This window comes from Kitasatospora sp. MBT63 (genome assembly GCF_000710465.2).
Taxonomy (GTDB): Bacteria; Actinomycetota; Actinomycetes; order Streptomycetales; family Streptomycetaceae; genus Kitasatospora.
In genome coordinates this window covers 1-17329 of record NZ_JAIZ01000055.1, presented here as the reverse complement: position 1 = coordinate 17329, position 17329 = coordinate 1, and the positions used below count along the sequence as shown (strand labels likewise).

Annotated in this window: 13 protein-coding genes and 1 pseudogene; 7 read left to right on the top strand and 7 right to left on the bottom strand. The window is 71.6% G+C overall.

What is annotated here, in order from left to right; all coding sequences use genetic code 11:
- The first annotated feature begins 6 nt into the window (after positions 1–6).
- A complete protein-coding gene (locus AA75_RS03795) occupies positions 7–213 on the top strand; it encodes a cold-shock protein (protein WP_033818279.1) in 207 nt (68 codons plus the stop codon).
- A gap of 114 nt (positions 214–327) precedes the next feature.
- On the opposite strand, the gene AA75_RS03790 is transcribed toward AA75_RS03795, so the two are convergent.
- Together AA75_RS03790 and AA75_RS48995 are read right to left on the bottom strand one after the other, a co-directional pair.
- Positions 328–579, bottom strand: coding sequence for a hypothetical protein (locus AA75_RS03790; protein WP_033818278.1), 252 nt, complete (start codon positions 577–579; stop codon positions 328–330).
- 34 nt (positions 580–613) lie between these two features.
- Positions 614–751: a hypothetical protein gene (locus AA75_RS48995; RefSeq protein ID WP_158515435.1), complete on the bottom strand. Its 138-nt coding sequence runs from the start codon at positions 749–751 to the stop codon at positions 614–616.
- Positions 752–1115: 364 nt separating this feature from the next.
- Between AA75_RS48995 and AA75_RS03785 the strand changes: the two genes are divergently transcribed.
- A complete protein-coding gene (locus AA75_RS03785; RefSeq protein WP_033818277.1) occupies positions 1116–1994 on the top strand; it encodes a hypothetical protein in 879 nt (292 codons plus the stop codon).
- 190 nt (positions 1995–2184) lie between these two features.
- Positions 2185–2445, top strand: a pseudogene (locus AA75_RS51620) (BRCT domain-containing protein); the annotation flags it as partial.
- Positions 2446–2500: 55 nt separating this feature from the next.
- Here the strand turns inward: AA75_RS51620 and AA75_RS03775 are convergent.
- The 4 genes from AA75_RS03775 to AA75_RS03760 all read right to left on the bottom strand — a co-directional run bounded on the left by AA75_RS03775 (position 2501) and on the right by AA75_RS03760 (position 7329).
- Positions 2501–3475, bottom strand: coding sequence for a hypothetical protein (locus tag AA75_RS03775; RefSeq protein ID WP_149037918.1), 975 nt, complete (start codon positions 3473–3475; stop codon positions 2501–2503).
- 30 nt (positions 3476–3505) lie between these two features.
- Complete coding sequence (locus AA75_RS03770) at positions 3506–4621, bottom strand: Ku protein (protein WP_233288913.1); 1116 nt, start codon at positions 4619–4621, stop codon at positions 3506–3508.
- Positions 4622–5402: 781 nt separating this feature from the next.
- Positions 5403–6308 (bottom strand): hypothetical protein, encoded by a 906-nt coding sequence (locus AA75_RS03765; protein WP_051811766.1) that lies wholly within the window; start codon positions 6306–6308, stop codon positions 5403–5405.
- Between the two features lie 100 nt (positions 6309–6408).
- Positions 6409–7329: a DNA-3-methyladenine glycosylase gene (locus tag AA75_RS03760; RefSeq protein ID WP_033818273.1), complete on the bottom strand. Its 921-nt coding sequence runs from the start codon at positions 7327–7329 to the stop codon at positions 6409–6411.
- A 174-nt stretch (positions 7330–7503) separates the two neighbouring features.
- On the opposite strand from AA75_RS03760, the gene AA75_RS03755 reads away from it, so the two are divergent.
- From AA75_RS03755 to lexA, 4 genes are all read left to right on the top strand, one after another.
- On the top strand, positions 7504–8175 hold the full coding sequence (locus tag AA75_RS03755) for a hypothetical protein (protein WP_051811764.1): 672 nt from the start codon (positions 7504–7506) through the stop codon (positions 8173–8175).
- Between the two features lies 1 nt (position 8176).
- Positions 8177–9721, top strand: a complete 1545-nt coding sequence (locus tag AA75_RS03750; protein ID WP_033818271.1) for a DNA polymerase Y family protein — start codon at positions 8177–8179, stop codon at positions 9719–9721.
- Between the two features lie 109 nt (positions 9722–9830).
- On the top strand, positions 9831–13130 hold the full coding sequence (locus AA75_RS03745; protein ID WP_033818270.1) for an error-prone DNA polymerase: 3300 nt from the start codon (positions 9831–9833) through the stop codon (positions 13128–13130).
- 117 nt (positions 13131–13247) lie between these two features.
- Entirely contained in the window at positions 13248–13922 is a 675-nt protein-coding gene (gene lexA / locus AA75_RS03740) for a transcriptional repressor LexA (protein WP_033818269.1), read from the top strand.
- 201 nt (positions 13923–14123) lie between these two features.
- On the opposite strand, the gene AA75_RS03735 is transcribed toward lexA, so the two are convergent.
- Positions 14124–16985, bottom strand: coding sequence for an NACHT domain-containing NTPase (locus AA75_RS03735; RefSeq protein WP_233288914.1), 2862 nt, complete (start codon positions 16983–16985; stop codon positions 14124–14126).
- Between the last annotated feature and the right edge of the window lie 344 nt (positions 16986–17329).

Genomic DNA, 17329 nt, shown 5'->3' with positions numbered 1-17329 from the left:
AGTGGCATGGCGACAGGCATCGTGAAGTGGTTCAACTCCGAGAAGGGCTTCGGCTTCATCCAGCAGGACGACGGGGGCCCGGACGTGTTCGTGCACTTCTCCGCGATCCAGACCACCGGCTTCAAGGAGCTGGCGGAGGGGGCCAGGGTCGAGTACGACGTCACCCAGGGGCCCAAGGGGCCGCAGGCCGAGCAGGTCGTCCCGATCGGCTGACCGGTGCCGCGCCCGGCTTGCCCGCAGGCGAGCAGCCGGGCGCGTACGCCCACCAAGTCCGACCGGTCACACTCACCTGTCAATCGGTCAAGGTCCCTGTCGGAGGGCAGCCGGCTACCGGGCTGCTGCGGCGTCCTCGATGGCGGCGAGCAGGCGGGCGTGGACGGTGCCGGCGGCCTCGCGGGTGGCCGGGTCCGGGGCCTCCAGCTGTGGGGCGATGAGCTCGGCGGCCGCGGCGAGGACCGGCACGGGGACGGTTGCCGACCGCAGGTGCAGAAGCTGGGCGGCGGCCTTCTCGCCGGGCGTCGCCTGGGTGCGGGCAGTGGGGATCAGGGAGTTCAGGCCGCGCGGCTGAGTACTGGTCACCCGCCCCATTGTCCCGCGCGCCGGGCGGTGATGTTCACCACGGCCGGTCGGCCGGCACCCCGGCGGACAGGGTGCCGTGCTGTCGGCGGGCGGCGGCCTCCAGCAGCGCCAAGCGGGCCCGGCGCCGGCTGGTTGCTTCTGGCCGCTGCCAGCCGGCCAGCTGTCCGAGCATGCCGCGCAAGCTCGTCGACGGCGCCGGTCGGGTCGGTGCCAAATGCCCTCTCCTCGGCGGCCTCCGCCAAGGCGTCCGCTTCCAGGACTCCAAGACCTCGTGCCACGGCGCGGCCGCCTTGTCGTAGACGGCCAGGACGTTCCGCAGCCCGCTGTCGAGAGCAGCGGGTGACCACCCCGGGCCGTGTGCGGTGTTGACAGAGGCACCTTGATGGTCATCCGGGTCCTCGCCGGCGCAGCAGTGTGGCAACGGGTTGGCTGCTGTGTCCGTCTTCCGGGCGAAGCGGGACAGCGTTTTCGTCCCGAGCCGGTCCTCAGGGGCCTAGCTTGTGCAACGGCACACTGCTCGGCAAGAGGAACTTGACGTGGCGTACTCCGCAATGGATGAGCGGCCACCGGCCGTGAAGCGGCGGCTTCCGGGTCGGGCGAGGCGGCGTACGGATGTCCTACGCGAGTACGAGAAGCTGAACGCCGAGCAGCGCAGCCATGTTCCGAGCGTACTGTGGCCGTTCCTCGCCCCCGACGCTGACCGGCACTACCGCTGGCGGGTCGAGCTGAGCTGCGGCTGCATCACCGAGCTGCTGACATACGGCGACCGTACCCCGCCGCACGAACGCCGATGGGGTACTGGATGGAACGGCCAACCCCTGCCCCCAGGCCAGCTGTACTGCAAGCACGACGAATCCGATCCCGTCCCCTACCGTGAGATCACCGAGTGGAAGGACCGAAGGGAAGTCGCCTTTCCACCTGATCCGACGGAGCCGCCCGAATGGATCACCACCGAAGTGTGGGCCGTGCTACGCCACGACAAGCCTCGCACCGAGGCGTTCTGGACCGTCCAGCTGGAATGCGGGCACAGCACGGAGGTTGTGGCGCCGTCCATCGGCTGGAAGCCCGAGCACGGGCCCTGCGTGGCGGACCCCGTCAGGGTGAGGGAGATGGCCGACGAGTTCGACCAGGCGTCGGCAGCCGACCTGGCATACCTCGCCACGCTCGACGGTCAGCACATGCGCCGCATGATCGCGGCAGGCTGGCCGAGCCCACGCCCGGAGCAGCGCTGTTCGGTATGTGTTCACGCCCGCACGATCATCGCCTACCAGGCCGTGGGCTGGCTTGTTCCGCGCGGCACGGTGCCGGAACAACCCACGGCACCGCCCGCTCGCGATGCTTTGGAGCGCCGACTTCGCAGGGCGGAGGCCGACGCGGAGCGGCTACGAGCACAGCTTGCTCGGATCGATGACTGAGGCGAGCACTGACCCTTCCTAACACAAAGGCCTGGTCAGGATGCGCCGGATTGTCGCTTTGGTGGGGGACGGTGAGAGCACAGCGACCACGGTCGTTCGCCGAGCGGACCGAACAACAATCGGGTGGGCCGTTGTCGGTCAGCACCACAGGGCCTCTCCGGGCGCCGGCCTGGTGGAGGACGGCGGCGGCGCTGCGGGTCCCCTTGGTGGTCAGATCGTTGTCGTCACCGGCAGTATGGCGGGCAGCCCGCTGGACGGGCTGTCGCGCAACGAGGTCAACGAACTGATCGAGCGCGCCGGCGGCAAGGCCTCCTCCTCGGTGTCGAGGAAGACCACCCTGCTCGTGGCGGGCGAGAAGGCGGGCTCGAAGCGCGGGAAGGCCGAGGAGCTCGGAATCCGCATCGTGACCCCGGAGGAGTTCGCCGTCACCGTCGCCGACCACCTGACCTGAACCCTGCGGCGCCCGGTACGGTGCCCGCCCCGGCCGTGGCCGGGGCGGGCCGGGGTCAGTAGGACCGGGCGCCGCGCAGGCCTCGCCAGACGGGGTGGCGGAGGTGGCCCGCGGGGGTGTGGCCGAGGTATTCGATCTCGCAGGCGAGATCGGGTCGGATGAACCGGACACCGTCGGCGCGGTCGACGGGCCCGGAGAACGGGGTGGCCGCGGCGGTCCCGTCCCGCAGGAGGCCGGCGAGATCGGCTCGCTCGCGCTGGGTGAAGCCGGTGCCGACGGCGCCGCGATACAGCAGCCGGCCGTCCTCGGCCTGCTCGCCGACGAGTACGGCCTTGACCGCGGCCAGGCCCGGTCCGGCAGGGATCCATCCGCCGATCAGCAGGTCCGCGGTCACGATGTGGCGCAGATTCTGCCGGGCGGGATCCCGGCGCCCGGGCCGGTAGGGGGAGGCGAGGCCCTTGGCGATGACGCCCTCCAGCTGGTGGTCCACGGTGAAACGCAACGCGGCGTCGGCGTCACCGATCCACGCGGGAGGGACCATGACCTGCGGGTGGGCGAGCGGCAGCTGTTCGAGACGGCGGCGGCGCAGGAGGTAGGACTGGCCGGTGAGGTCCTGGTCGTCGTCGGCGAGCACGTCGAACAGCACCAGGGTGACGGGGACGGTGCGCATCGCGGCGCGGATCGCCTGCGGCCGGCGCAGCGACAGGCGTTGCTGGAGGCGGTGGAAGGACGGGCGGCCGGTGGCGGGATCGAGCGCGATGATCTCCCCGTCGAGGACGAGCCGACGGCCGTCCAACAATCGGGTGAGGACCTCCAGCTCCGGATACTGGTCGGCGACCTCCCGGCGGTTGCGGGTCACCAGCCGCCCCCCGCCCCGCCCGTCCAGACCCACCGCGATCCTGGCCCCGTCCCACTTCACCTCGAACGCCCACCCCGAGGGGTCCGCCGGCAGCGCGGTGACCGCCGTGGCGAGCATCGCCTCCGGGATGACGGGCCCCGTCCACTGCTGCGCCACCGCTGCTGCTTTCACGTGCCGTCCCGGGCTGTGTCGGCCGGGGGGTCAGGACGCGGAGCGCAGGTGGCGGCCGCGGCCGGCTTTGCGGACGGCGTCCTCCAGTTCGGCGCGGGTCATGGTGGAGCGGTGCGCGATGTCGTAGCCGGTGGCGCGCTTGTACAGCTCGGCCTTGCTGAGCTGGGACAGGTCCTCCTTGGCGGTGGTGACCCGCTTCTTCGTCGGCTTGCCCTGCTCGCTCTTCCCGCCGGCCTTCGGGTGCGCGGAGGTGGACTTCTTGCCGCCCGTCGCCTTGGGGGAGCGGCGGCCGCCCGGTGCCGGGCCGGCCGGCTCAGCCTTGTCGGCTGCGGCCTTGGTGCCGCCGTGGGCGGTCTCCAGGCTGCGCTTGAGGACGTCCATGAGGTCGACGACGTTGGTGGCCTCCGCCTGCGGCCCCTGGGAGACGGCGATCTCCCGGCCGGCCGCCTTGTCCTCGATCAGCTTCCTGACCTGCTCCTCGAACGTGTCGTGGTAGTCCTCGGGGTTCCAGTCGACCGCGAGCATGTCGATCAGCTGCTCCGCGGTGCTGAGCTCCTGGCTGCTGTACCCCGAGTCTTCGCCGGGCAGGTTGTCGACCTCCCGGCGCGGGTCGCGCACCTCGTCCGCGAAGTGCATGGTGTGCAGCTCCAGCAGGCCGTTCTCGGCCCGGACCGCGGTGAGGTACTCCTTGCCGCGCATCGCGAACATCGCCAGCCCCGCCCGGTCGCTCCTGGCCAGCGCCGCGGTGAGCAGGCCGTAGATCTTCGCGTACTCCTTGCCCTTCGGGCCGAGGAAGTACGTCTTGTCGAAGTAGATCGGATCCACCTCGGACAGGTCGACGAACCCGGACACGTCGATGGTCCGCGAGCGGCCGGGGGAGATCTGCTCCAGCTCGTCCGGCTCGACGACCACGTACTCGCCCGCGGCCATCTCGAAGCCCTTGACGATGTCGCCGAACTCCACCTCCTTGCCGGTGCGCTCGTTGACCCGCTTGTTGCGCACCCGGTCCGAGGTCCCGCGCTCCAACTGATGGAACCGCACGGTGTGGCTGTCGGTCGCGGTGTACAGCGCCACCGGGACCGTCACCAACCCGAACGTCAGCACACCCGTCCACACCGGCCTGGCCATCACGGCCCCCTTCTCCATCCACCATTCACTGTGCACCTGGGGCCGGCCACGAAGCGAACACGCAGCAGCCGCAGAACCAGGAGTCCCCCTCAGCCTGGTCGGACCAGCAACCATCGGCACGGCCTGCTGCGCCGTCGGGGTGCGCCGCTCAGCCGCTCGCGGATCCGGGCGCCGCCGACGCCCGGCAGAGTGCCGCCACGGCAGGCGGCGACCTCACCTCCAGCGCCGTCGGCGCGGCGGTCGACAACGTCCGCAACAACGGCGCTCAGCTCCTGGACGCGGTCCCGGAGCCAGGATGAGCCAGGTCCCACGGCCCCGGTCGGTCGGTCCGGGACCGAATTCCCGCAGCCTAGGGCTCTGCGACACAAGGAGGCACGCGATTTTCGGAATCACTACTCACGTAGCCCCGCCGAGGTCGCCAGGCGGCATCGCGTCGCGGGGTGGACCGCTCTGAAGAAAGCACGTCTGTACCGTGGCCGGGGACGGCGAATCGGGATGAGTGAATGCCGCATTGACTGCAGCTCCGGCGGCGGCGGCAAGAACCGCGGCGGCTATCTGGCAAAGCCAGCTGTGACCGAGAAGCATAAGGCCTCCGTGTGCGGGAGATAGCGGCCCCGCGGTGAAGGCCGCGGGGTGTGTGAGCACTTCGGTGCGCTGGAGTACACCGTAGAGGTCCTCTAGCCGTCAGGTCTGCAGGTCGACATTGCTGGGTATCTCCCGTTTGTCGCCATGGGCGTTCAGTAATTAGTACAGCCACGAAACGGCACGTTTCTCCAGGTGGGGGCATTGGTTGCCAATATCAACCGACGCCAGCAGCGTCGGGATTTGTTGAAGGTCGACAAAATTTCGAAATTTTGAACCCCCCATCCTCGGACCGCCGGGTGGCGCGAAGCGCGTCCTCGGCGGCCCGCAGCGCCTGCCGGGCCTCCTCGACCGCCCGTTCCTCGTGCTCGCGCCGGTCGGCGAGTTCGTCGTGGCGCCGGGCGAGCGCGTCGACCACGGCCTGCGCGTCCTCGTACGCGCCCGTCGCCTGTTCGAGTGCTGCCCGGGCCGCGGCCCGGCGGGCGCGCTGCTGCGCAGCGGCCGTCGCGCCGCGGTCTGCGGCAGCCGCAGCAGTCCTGTGGCCACCGCGACGGTCCCCGGCCCCGGCCGATGGGTCCGCGCCGACCGGGGCCGGAGCATCGGAACCGGCTGCTCCCCCGTGGGAGCCAGTGGTGGGCGCGGCCAGGAGACCGGAGGGCGACTCATCCAGAGCGGAGCCGAGTCGGCCCGCCGCGACCAACCCGGCTTCCTCCTCGCCAGCCGTCGCCGCCCGCAGCGTCTGCTCCACCTCACGCTGCTGCGCCTCGCCCAGGCGCTCGCCGCGGCCGGCCGCGTCCCGGACGGCCACGGCAGTGAGAGCGGTCACCGCGCGGTGCCGGCGCGCCGACAGCTCGCGCAGCACCTTGCCGTCACCGTCCTGCTGCGCCGTCCGCAGGGCCTGTCCGAGGTCGAGGAGGTCGGTCAGCTCGCCGGGGTGGTTCCTGGCGAGAAGGTTCACGGCATGTGCGGCCGCGGTGGGTCTGCGCAGTTTCCGGATCCGTGTGGCCCGCTCCCGGTCGCCGCCCTGCCGCGCCCGGGCGGCGGCGCGGTCCCGGGCCGCGGTGAACTCGCCCACCGGCAGCGCGTAGAGCTCTCCCTCGGCATCGTCCTCGGCCCCGGCCACGACACCACCTTCCTGCCCCGCAGGTGCTGCTGAACCGATCCTCCGGCACCCCTGTCCGAGGTGCCACCGAGCAGGCCGCGGTATTGCAGGTCTCAAGGGATCAGCGGCGGCGGTGATCGCTGGGTGCGAGCCGTGGGCCGAATCGCGGGGCCCGCAGGCCGAGTGCGCGGATCAGGCGGCAGACCCGGTGCCGGTGCCCCGCGAACGGGGCCAGCAGCTCCAGCATCTCCTCGTCCGTGCTACGCACCTTCCCGGCCAGCGCCCAGCCGACCGTGTTCGGCAGGTGAAGGTCCCCGACCGAGACGGCGTCGGGGTCGCCGTTGGAGCGCTGGAGCGTCTCGGCCGCCGTCCACGGTCCGATCCCGGGGACGTGGGTGAGCCGGGCGGCGGCGTCGGTGCCGGTCATGGCGGACGCTTCCTCCAGGCGGGGGGCGAGCCGCACGGCCCGCAGGATCGTTTCGGTGCGTTTCGCGTCGACCCCGGCGCGGTGCCACTCCCAGCTCGGCACCCGCGCCCACTCGCGGGCGGACGGCGGCACCATCAGCCCGGCTTCCGCGCCGGGCCCGGGCGCCGGGGCACCGTGCCGGCGGACCAGGTATCGCCAGGCCCGGTGCGCCTCGGTCACGGTGACCTTCTGCTCGAGGACCGCGCAGACCAGGCTCTCCATGACGAGGCCGGTGGCACCCAGTCGCAGGCCCGGATTGGTGCGCTGGACGTCCCGCAGGCGCCCGGGCGGCAGGACGAGCCCGTCGGGGTCGTCGTCCGCACCGAGCAAGGCGGGTAGCCGGTCGAGGAGCCAGGCTGCGCCCGGGCCCCAGGATTCCGCGTGGACGGTGCCGTCGGCGGGGCGGGTGGTGATGCGGATTGTGGCGTCGCCGGCCGGGGTGCGGCAGGCGCGCCAGGCGGCGTCGGCGCTCTCCATCCGGATTGTGGGGTCCCCTGCGCCGCGGCGCAGGGGCGAGAGCAGGGTGGGGAGGTCGACCGGGTAGTGCGGGTGCCAGGTGCGTCGGAGCGGCTCCACGGTGTGCTCGGCTCCTCTCCGGCCCGGGGGGTGCCGCGGGCGCGGCGCGCCGAACCATATCAACATCCCTAGTGCCGTCACCTGCCGTAACGCAAGAAGATCGAACGGGTGAACGATTTTCGGGACAGTGGGGCCCGGCTTCCCTTTTTCGTTCACATGTTCGATTCTGGGGGTGTGGAGGCATCACTCGCAGCGCTGGCACCCCAGCTCCAGCTGTCCCGGCCCGGGCCGCTGGTGCCGGTCCTGCCTGCCCTGCAGGGCCTCCTGCCCGAGGGCGGGCTGCGCCCGGGCGCGGTGGTGTCGGTGACCGGCGGCGGGACCGCGTTGCTGCTCGCCCTGGCGGTGGCCGCGACGTCGGCCGGTACCTGGTGCGCCGCGGTGGGCTTCGACGGGCTCGGTCTGGCCGCGGCGGCGGAGCTCGGCGTCGATCTGGGCCGTCTGGTCGTCGTCGAGGCAGCCCGGGAGCGGTGGCCGGAGGTCGCGCTCGCCCTCGCGGACGGCTTCGGTCTCCTGCTGCTGCGCGGCGGGCCGCCGACCGGGCCGCTGGCCGAACGCCTCGCCACTGTGGCGCGGCGCAGCGGGTGCGCGGTGGTGGTGGCCGGGTCGTGGCCCGGTGCCCGGGTGCGGCTTCGGGTGGAGGCACGGTTCTGGGAAGGCGTCGGTCAGGGCCGCGGGCGGTTGCGGGCGCGGCGGGTGACGGTGGTGGCCGGCGGCCGGGGCGCGGCGGCACGTGAGCTGCGGGTGGGGCTGTGGCTGCCGGACGCGCAGGGCGCGGTCCGCAAGATCGAGCAGCAGCCGTCGGCGGTGTCCGCCGGCGAGCGGCACGGTTCGCTGGTGGTGGTCTGAGATGCCCGCCCCGGAGGCCACCCTGAGGGTGCTTGCCTGCTGGGTCCCGGACTGGCCGGTGGTCGCCGCCCTCGGCGCCGAGCCGGAACCCGACCGGCTGGCCGTCGTGGTCGAGCGCGGCCGGATCCTCGCCGCGTCAGGCGGGGCGCGGGCGGCCGGCGTGCGGCGCGCACACAAGCTCCGCTCGGCCCAGGCCCTGGTCGCGGACCTCGAGGTGTTCGAGCGCAGCGCCGACGACGAGGCGAAGTCGTTCGAGGCGGTCGCGGACGCGGTCGGTGCGCTCGCCGCGCACCTGGAGATCCTGCGCCCGGGCCTGCTCGCGCTGCCGGCCGCCGGCGCCGCGCGCTTCCACGGCGGCGAGGAGCCTTTGGCCGAGCGGGTCATCGACGCCGTCGAGGCGACCGGGCACCCGTGCCGGGTCGGCATCGCGGACGGCCTGTTCGCCGCGCAGCTCGCCGCCCGCGCGGGACGGATCGTCCCGGCGGGGGACAGCGCCCGGTTCCTGGCCCCGGTCCCGGTGGCCGAGCTCACCGACGGGAAACTGGCCGACCTGCTGGGCCGGCTCGGCCTGCTGACGCTCGGACAGCTCGCCGCGCTGCCCGCCGCCTCGGTGGCCGACCGGTTCGGCGCCGCCGGCACCGCTGCCCACCGCGTCGCCCGCGGACTGCAGGCCCGCCCGGTCGTCGCCCGCCCGCCGGGCCTCGACCTGTCCGTCGAGGACCGCTTCGAGGAGCCCTACACCCTCGCCGAGCCGCTCGTGTTCGCCGCCCGCGGCCTCGCCGAACGCCTCCACACCGGCCTCGCCGCAGCCGGCCTGGCGTGCGAGCGCGTCGAGGTCGAGATCGACTGCGCCGACGGCACCACCGCCTCCCGCGCCTGGCGCCACGAAGGCGTCCTGTCCGTCGGCGCGGTCGCCGAACGGGTCCGCTGGCAACTCCAGGCCTGGCAACAACGCGCGCTGTTCGACGAGACGGCCGGCGGAGTGGTGGCGCTGCGCCTGGTGCCGGACGGGCTGGTCCGCGATCCGGGCCGTCAGCTGTCCCTCGAGGACGGGGACCAGGAGGCGACCGCGCGGGCGGAGCGCGCGGTGGCCCGGGTGCAGGCGATCCTCGGGCACGCGGCGCCGGTCACCGTGGAGCTGGCCGGCGGCCGCGCGCCGGGCGACCGGGTGGTGCGCACCCCGTGGGGTGACGCGCACCAGGAGCGCCGGGCGGACGGGCCCTGGCCCGGCCGGCTGCCCGCGCCGTCCCCCACGCACGTGCCCGCCGCCCCGTGGCCGGTGAGGCTGCTGGACGCCGACGGCTTGGAGGTGCAGGTCACCGCGCGGGCCGAACTCGTCCGCGCCCCGGCTCGCCTGCTGCTGGGGCCGGAGGACGTGGTGCGGGTGGCCGGCTGGGCCGGTCCGTGGCCGGAGCACGAGCGCTGGTGGGACCCGGGGGAGGCCCGGCGCACCGCCCGGATGCAGGTGACCGCCGACGACGGCCGTGCCTTACTGCTCGCCGTCATCGGCGGCCGCTGGCACCTCGAAGGCGACTACGACACCTAACCCGCCCCCGCCCCAGGCCCAAGCCCCAAGAGACCGAACCACCGCGCGCCCCGCCCCGCGCCATCGGAGACCCGGCCGGACGGGCCGCACACCACCGTCAGGACGCACGATGGAGTTCAACAGCCACCACTCGCTCCCGTGGCGGGAGCTGCACCGGCGCATGACCGGCGGCCGGCCCGCCGACGACGGCGACCGGACGGTGGTGCCGTTCCTCGGCCCCGCGCCGCGCCGGGAACCGGCCCCGCCGCCGGTCCGCCGGGCGGGGGCCGGTCCGGGCTGGGCCGAGCTGCACGTCCACACCAGCTTCAGCTTCCTCGACGGCGCCAGCGACCCCGCCGAACTCGTCACCGAGGCAGCGCGGCTGGGGATCGGGACCCTCGCCGTCACCGACCACGACGGCCTGTACGCGGCCGCGGTGTTCGCCGCCGAGGCCCGCCGTGCCGGCATCGCCACGGTGTTCGGTGCCGAACTGACCCTGGACGCCGACCTCGCCCCGACCGGCACCGCCGACCAGGACGGCGAGCACCTCCTGATCCTCGCCCGCGGCCCCGAGGGCTACCGCCGCCTGGCCAAGGCCATCGGTGACGCCCACCTCGCAGGCCAGGGCAAGCGCCGCCCCCGCTACGACCGCGACCGCCTCGCCGACACCCACGGCGGGCACTGGGCGATTCTGACCGGCTGCCGCAAGGGCGCCGTCCGCCGAGCGCTGGACAGCGAAGGCGAAGCCGGCGCCGACCGCGAACTGCGCGCCCTCGCCGACCGCTACGGCCACGGCAACGTCTTCGTCGAGCTGACCGACCACCAGCTGCCCGGCGACGACGAACGCAACGACGCCCTCGCCACCCTCGCGGACAAGGTCGGCGTGACCCTGGTGGCCAGCACGGCCGCCCACCACGCCGGCCCGGCCCAGGCCCGCCTCGCCCAGGCCCTCGCCGCGCTGCGCCAGAACCGATCGCTGGCGGATGCCGAGCCGTACCTGTCGGCGGCCGGCACCGCGCACCTGCGCTCACCGGCCGAGATGGCCGCCCGCCTCGCCCCCTGGCCGGGCGCCCAGCAGGCCACCGTCGACCTGGGCCGGGCCTGCGCGTTCGACTTCCGCGACCTCGCCCCCCAGCTGCCCGGCTTCCCCGTACCGGCCGGCCACACCGAGGCCAGCTGGCTTCGCGAGCTCACCCACCGCGCGGCCGCCACCCGCTTCGCCCCCGGCAACCGCCGCGCCCACGAGCAGATCAGCTACGAACTCGACGTCATCGAGCAGCTCGGCATGGCCGGCTACTTCCTCATCGTCCACGACATCGTCGACTTCTGCCGCGAGCAGGACATCTGGTGCCAGGGCCGCGGCTCCGCGGCCAACTCCGCCGTCTGCTACGCCCTCGGCATCACCTCCGTGGACCCGATCCACTACGGCCTGCTGTTCGAACGCTTCCTCTCCCCGGAGCGGGACGGCCCGCCGGACATCGACCTGGACATCGAACACCGCCGCCGCGAGGAGGTCATCCAGTACGTCTACGACACCTACGGACGCGACCACGCCGCCCAGGTCGCCAACGTCATCACCTACCAACCCCGCCTCGCCGTCCGCGACGCCGCCCGCGCACTCGGCTACGCCACCGGCGACCTCGACCGGTTCAGCAAGGAGACCGGCTGGCACGACATGCCGCCGCCCGAGGCACCGGTGCCCGCCGACGTGCGGGAACTCGCCGCAGGCCTGCGCGGACTCCCGCGGCACCTCGGCATCCACTCCGGCGGCATGGTCCTCACCCGGGAACCGATCGCGGAGACCTGCCCCACCGAGTGGGCCACCATGCCCGGCCGCAGCGTCCTCCAGTGGGACAAGGACAGCTGCGCGGAAGCAGGCCTGGTCAAGATCGACCTCCTCGGTCTGGGCATGCTCGCCGCACTGCACGACACCTGCGACCTGATCGCCCGCCACCACGGCATCCGCTACGACCTCGCCACCATCCCCCCGGACGACCCGGCCGTCTACGACATGCTCTGCCGTGCCGACAGCATCGGCGTCTTCCAGGTCGAGTCGAGAGCGCAGGCCTCCGCCCTGCCCCGCATGCGCCCCCGGACGTTCTACGACCTGGTCGTGCAGGTCGCCCTCATTCGCCCCGGGCCGATCCAGGGCGGCTCCGTCCATCCCTACATCCGCCGCCGCAACGGCCACGAACCGCCCACCATCGCGCACCCGCTGATGGAACGCGCCCTGAAGAAGACCCTCGGCGTCCCGCTGTTCCAGGAGCAGATGATGCAGCTCGCCATCGACTGCGCCGGCTTCACCCCCACCGAGGCCGACAAGCTGCGTCAGGCGATGGGCTCCAAGCGGTCCCACGAGCGGGTCGCCGAGCTGCGCGAGCGCCTGCTGGCCGGCATGGCCGAGCGCGGCATCCCGCCCGAGGTCGCCGAGGACGTCTACACCAAGATCGACGCGTTCTCCAGCTACGGCTTCCCGGAGTCGCACGCCGCCTCCTTCGCCCTGCTGGTGTACGCGTCCGCCTGGTTGAGGCACCACTACCCGGAGGCGTACACCTGCGCACTGCTGGCCAACCAGCCGATGGGCTTCTACTCGCCGCTCACCCTGATCGCCGACGCCCGCCGCCACGGCGTCACCGTGCTGCCGGCCGACATCAACCACAGCTCCGGCGCCCCCACCCTCGAACCGGCGCCCACAGCCGGCGAGGGCGGCAGCTCGGAGCGGGCGGTGCCGGGGAGGCCGGCGATCCGGCTCGGCCTGGGCGCGGTCCGCGGCCTCGGCGACGACCAGGCCGACACCATCGCCGCCGGCCGCCCGTACACCGACCTGGAGGACTTCGCCCGCCGCACCGCGCTGCCCGCCACCGCCCTCGAAGCACTCGCCACCGCCGGGGCGTTCGCAAGCCTGGGCCTGACCCGCCGCCAGGCCCTGTGGTCCGCCGGCCTGCTCGCCCGCACCACCGACGGCATGCTGCCGGGCACCGCCCCGGCGCTCACCGCCCCGGACCTGCCGGAGATGACCGCGATCGAGGAGACCATCGCCGATCTGTGGGCCACCGGCGCCTCCGCCACCGGCCACCCCGTCCAGCACGCCCGCGCACACCTCGAGCGCTGCGGCGCCCTGACCGCCGCCGACTTCAAAGCCGACGCCACCCCCGGAACCCTGGTCGCGGTCGGCGGCCTGGTCACCCACCGCCAGCGCCCGCCCACGGCCGGCGGCGTCCTGTTCATCTCCCTCGAGGACGAGACCGGCCTCGTCAACATCATCTGCCAGCCGCACGTCTGGCAACGCCACCGCCGCACCGCCCTCCAGAACGCGGGCCTGCTCGTCCACGGCACCGCTGAGCGCCGCGACGGCGCGATCAACCTGGTCGCCACCCGCCTCACCCCGCTCACCCTCGCCCCCGGCGCCCGCAGCCGCGACTTCCGATGACACCGGGAACACCACCAGACGACCCAGGTTCCCGCAGGTCAACACCCCCAAAGCCGGTGACGGACCCGCAGACCGCGCGATACAGTCGACTCCCGAACGACCCAGGAAGCAGGCACCATGGCCGACACCACCACCTCCCGGCGCGGCGGCCGGCCCAAGGGCGTCAAGGTCGGCAACGACGGCCTGACCATACGCCAGCGCAAGGTCATCGACGTGATCAAGGAATCGGTCCGGAACCGCGGCTACCCGCCGAGCATGCGCGAGATCGGCGAAGCCGCAGGCCTGTCCAGCACCTCATCGGTCTCCCACCAACTCATCGCGCTCGAATCCAAGGGATTCCTGTACCGCGACCCGCACCGCCCCCGCGCCTACTGCCTGCGCGACGACGACCTCGGCACCACCACCCCGCCGGAGCCGGACCACGCGACCGTCCCCCTGGTCGGCCGGATCGCCGCCGGCGGACCGATCCTCGCCGAACAGCACATCGAGGACCAGCTCACCCTGCCCCGCCGGCTCGTCGGCAACGGCCAGCTCTTCGCCCTGGAAGTCCGCGGCGACTCGATGACCGGAGCCGCCATCTGCGACGGCGACTGGGTCACCGTCCGCAGCCAGCCCGACGCGGAGAACGGCGACATCGTCGCCGCGATGATCGACGGCGAGGCCACCGTCAAGCGCCTCAAGCGCGAGAACGGCAAGATCTGGCTCATGCCGCACAACCCCACCTACGAGCCCATCCCGGGCGCCACGGCGACCATCCTGGGCAAGGTCGTCGCGGTCCTGCGCCGACTCTGACAGACCCGCGCACCGGCGAGGCCAACGCCCCCCGCAGCCGAAACGCCAGACGGCGTCCGGACGATGCTGCGCACCGTCCGGACGCCGCCATCGGCTTTCTCAGTGCTGCGCCAACCTACCCGACCCGGCCGACAGCGCCGACTGCGACCGCGCCCAGTGCACGGCCCGGGCAACGGGTACGCGCTCTCAGGCGCAGCGGCTTCAGATGATCCCGTGGATCCTGGGTTCGGGAGCGGTTTCGTACAGAAGCTGTTCCAGGAGGCCAGTGAAAGCCATAGCGATCTGCCAGCCCGTCTCGTCCTGTGCCTCGATGGTCGTCACGCAGGCTTGCTGCGCCTGAGAGGTTGAGACCGGGTCGTCGAACGGTGTCGCTTCCAAAGGGCGATTCGGATCGACGTAGGCAACCAAGAACCCATCTATGTCCTGCAGGTAGACAGGGTGGCGGCGGAGCGAGTCGACGAAGCACTCAACCTCTGGATTCGCCACGCTGGCAGTAATGAAGGAGGCGAGGTTGGACCTACGCTCGGTGGTAGGGCTGTACGTCAGGAGATCGGGCAACGGTAGCGCCCATGTCGTCTCAGCAGAGAAGAGTCTTGCGGCCGCCCGCTCCGGAGGCGTCATGCGGCGCACAGTCCTGTCGAGAAGCTGACGCGAGAACAGCCCCAGAGGGCCTTGCGTTCTTGCCCATCGAGCGAGGACCTGGCAGGCGTTCATCAGGCGTCTGCCTCGGCTGTCGGCAGCCGCTTTCGCGGCACGTTCCAGATGGGCACGGGCCTGATCATGGCGAGTGGCCGCATGGATCAGGATGTTAGAAACCGCATGCGCCTCACCGGGCTGCTGACTGATCAGCTCGGCAGCGTGCTGGACGAGAAGGTTCTGGTAACGGGGGTGCTGGCGCGCCAGGTCTTCGTCGAGGAGGCTGAGCGCCAGATGGGCACCTGGCAGAAGCAGCATCGCCACCTCGTCGTCCGCGTCAACAGTCCGGAGAGCGCTGACGAGATCGGCACGCAGGTGAGAGTGCTTCGTGAAGATACCTGCGGCTGCCAGAAGCCAGGCGTTCCGCCACGAGGGATGCCGCGCGAGGGTTTCCAGACGGGGGATGATCTCGTGATCCGGCCCCGAGATGAGGGCACGGGCTGCGGAGTACTCCTGCAGACTTCGGACCTCGAAGCCGATGTACCCAAGGTCGGGAGCCACCAGGAGGACGAGGCGGTCGGTGGCGGCGTTGATCAGCTTCGCGCCGAGCGTCGTTGCCAGCTTGAGGTCATCGATCTCCTCAAGGAGACGCTCGTGCAGGCGCTGCTCCAGCTCCTCTTTACGCATGATGGAGTCCCGCTGGCCATTCTGTGCTGCCCGGGTCTGGAGGAGGATGCCGACATGCTGGTGCAGCCAGTCGACGTGTTGGCGGTTCTCGGCGAGTAGCCGGCCTGTCTCGTTCGGCTTCCCGATCTCTCGTTCATAGATCGTGTTGTAGTAGGCGTCGAAGAGTTCGAAGCGGTTCTGAGGCATCCTGGCGTGCTTCTCAACAAGCAGCGACATGATCGTCACTTGCAGGGGAGAACGCATCAGCCGGGCTGTCGCGGTCTCCTGTGATGCCGCGACGATGCGCTTGCCAACCTGTTCACGCATGTCAGGGTCGTCATGGTGTCGTGCTTTGGCGAGTCTTCCTGCGTAGTGCAGGGCGTCGTCCATGGACATCTCGGCCAGCACCACGGGCTCGTAGTCACCGTGGTGGAATTCCCCCTTGTAGCCCTGAGGGCGGGTGGTGCCTACGACGAAAATGTCGGCGTCGAGCCCCCGGGCCTGCAGCAGGAACTCGGAGATCCGGGTCATGACGAGGTCCCGCGTGTGGGGCGAGGCGACCTCGTCAAGACCGTCCAGCACGATGATCGACGGCCAGGTGCGCAGCCACCGGGAGAGTGTCGAAGCCTTGACTCCGGGAGCGCGATTGCCGACTTTCTGGGCGAGGAAGTGCAGGAGGCTGAGCTCTTCTCCTCCCAAGACCGCGTTCGCGTAGTCATGCAGAGCGATCCGCAGCGGCCACCGCCGCGCCCGCGGTACGGGAAAAGAGATCTCGGCTAGATCCCCGCGAAGAGACCGCAGTACTTCGCGCACCTCGGCGGTCAGCATGTGCTCGCCCTCCTCGTCGAGGAGGGCCACACGATACGCCTGGCAGATCAACTGCCCCAGGGTGCTCTTCCCTTGCCCCGGCCCGCCGATGATCAGAATGTGCCGGGGGTCCTCCGCAGTCTGCAGGGTGGGGCGCATGATGCTGTCGCCACGTGCGATCGCGTATGCGCCAGCGTGGACGATCTCCGGCTCCAGAGGGTTGGCAAGGGCCTCCAGGTCGACAGCCACTGGTCCCAGGCCGATTCTTCCGCTGGCCTCTGCTCCTGCTTGGCCTAGGCGCACCCATTGGTCAGCCACCAGTTCCATGCCGGCATGAATCCGAATCATGTCCGCGGTCTCGGCTACGGCATCCGGCAGTACATCGAGTAGTCGGCTGAGGACATCGCCAGGGGTGATGAAGCCGGCGTACGCGCGACGGACATCCGAGTACATGTCGAGGTAGCGGCAGATCTCGTCGAGGTGCCAGACTGCCCAGCCTTTGAGCGGGATCTTGAGGCGCTTGCTCTCGTTCGCGATGTGCGCGTTGACCCGGTCGATGCCTCCGGTTTCAGGTACGGGAGACAAGACCACGTTGGTGGTGAACAGCATGAACTCGGGCAGCTCGCCTCGTTTCGTGGCAGGCTCGACCCACTTTTGCAGTTCCTCCGTGACGGAGCGTTCCATCCAGAGGGTGTCGGGTACGCGCTGGTTCTCTCGCTGGCGGAACTTGGCCTGGACGACCCCGTAGCCGTCCCAGGTCTGCCCTTCGTGTGGGAAGGTCACGGGGCCGTGAAAGGTGGCCTCCCTACCACCGTCCTTGCCGTCTCCGAACACGCTCACACCGGGCCCCAGGACACACTTCGCCAGACTTTGGCTCAGATGCTCGAACTCGCGGGTGCCCAACGGGCTGAGGTCGTAATCCACGCCTCCATCTTCCGCCATTTCGAAGACCATCAGGTGCACTTGATCGAATTCTCGCCCCAGCGGATCTCTACGGAGGGTGGGGATCCCAGCCCGCGGCCGAGTTCAGAGCATCTACCCGCGGCCGGTCAGTACACGGGCGCCGACGGCTGGCCCCTGCGGTGTGGTCCCGCTACCGCTGCACCCGTCCGGGGCGTGCGTTGCGGCGGCCGCGTTGCATCCCATCGACTCGGCCTACGCCCAGCGCATGCCGAGTTCGGTGAGGCGTTCGGCGCGGGCGGTGGGGATGCTAGCCCGCCGCAAGCGGGTGTTGGTGATGAACAGGCCGAGGCTGACTTCCACCGTGCTCCCGTCGTCCAGGGCGAGCTGCTCCTTGT

Coding starts and splice junctions, on each gene's coding strand:
- AA75_RS03795 (WP_033818279.1), top strand. CDS start 7: ATGGCGACAGGCATCGTGAAGTGGTTCAACTCCGAGAAGGGCTTCGGC.
- AA75_RS48995 (WP_158515435.1), bottom strand. CDS start 751: ATGCTCGGACAGCTGGCCGGCTGGCAGCGGCCAGAAGCAACCAGCCGG.
- AA75_RS03770 (WP_233288913.1), bottom strand. CDS start 4,621: ATGGAGAAGGGGGCCGTGATGGCCAGGCCGGTGTGGACGGGTGTGCTG.
- AA75_RS03750 (WP_033818271.1), top strand. CDS start 8,177: ATGCCCGCCCCGGAGGCCACCCTGAGGGTGCTTGCCTGCTGGGTCCCG.
- AA75_RS03745 (WP_033818270.1), top strand. CDS start 9,831: ATGGAGTTCAACAGCCACCACTCGCTCCCGTGGCGGGAGCTGCACCGG.
- lexA (WP_033818269.1), top strand. CDS start 13,248: ATGGCCGACACCACCACCTCCCGGCGCGGCGGCCGGCCCAAGGGCGTC.
- AA75_RS03735 (WP_233288914.1), bottom strand. CDS start 16,985: ATGGTCTTCGAAATGGCGGAAGATGGAGGCGTGGATTACGACCTCAGC.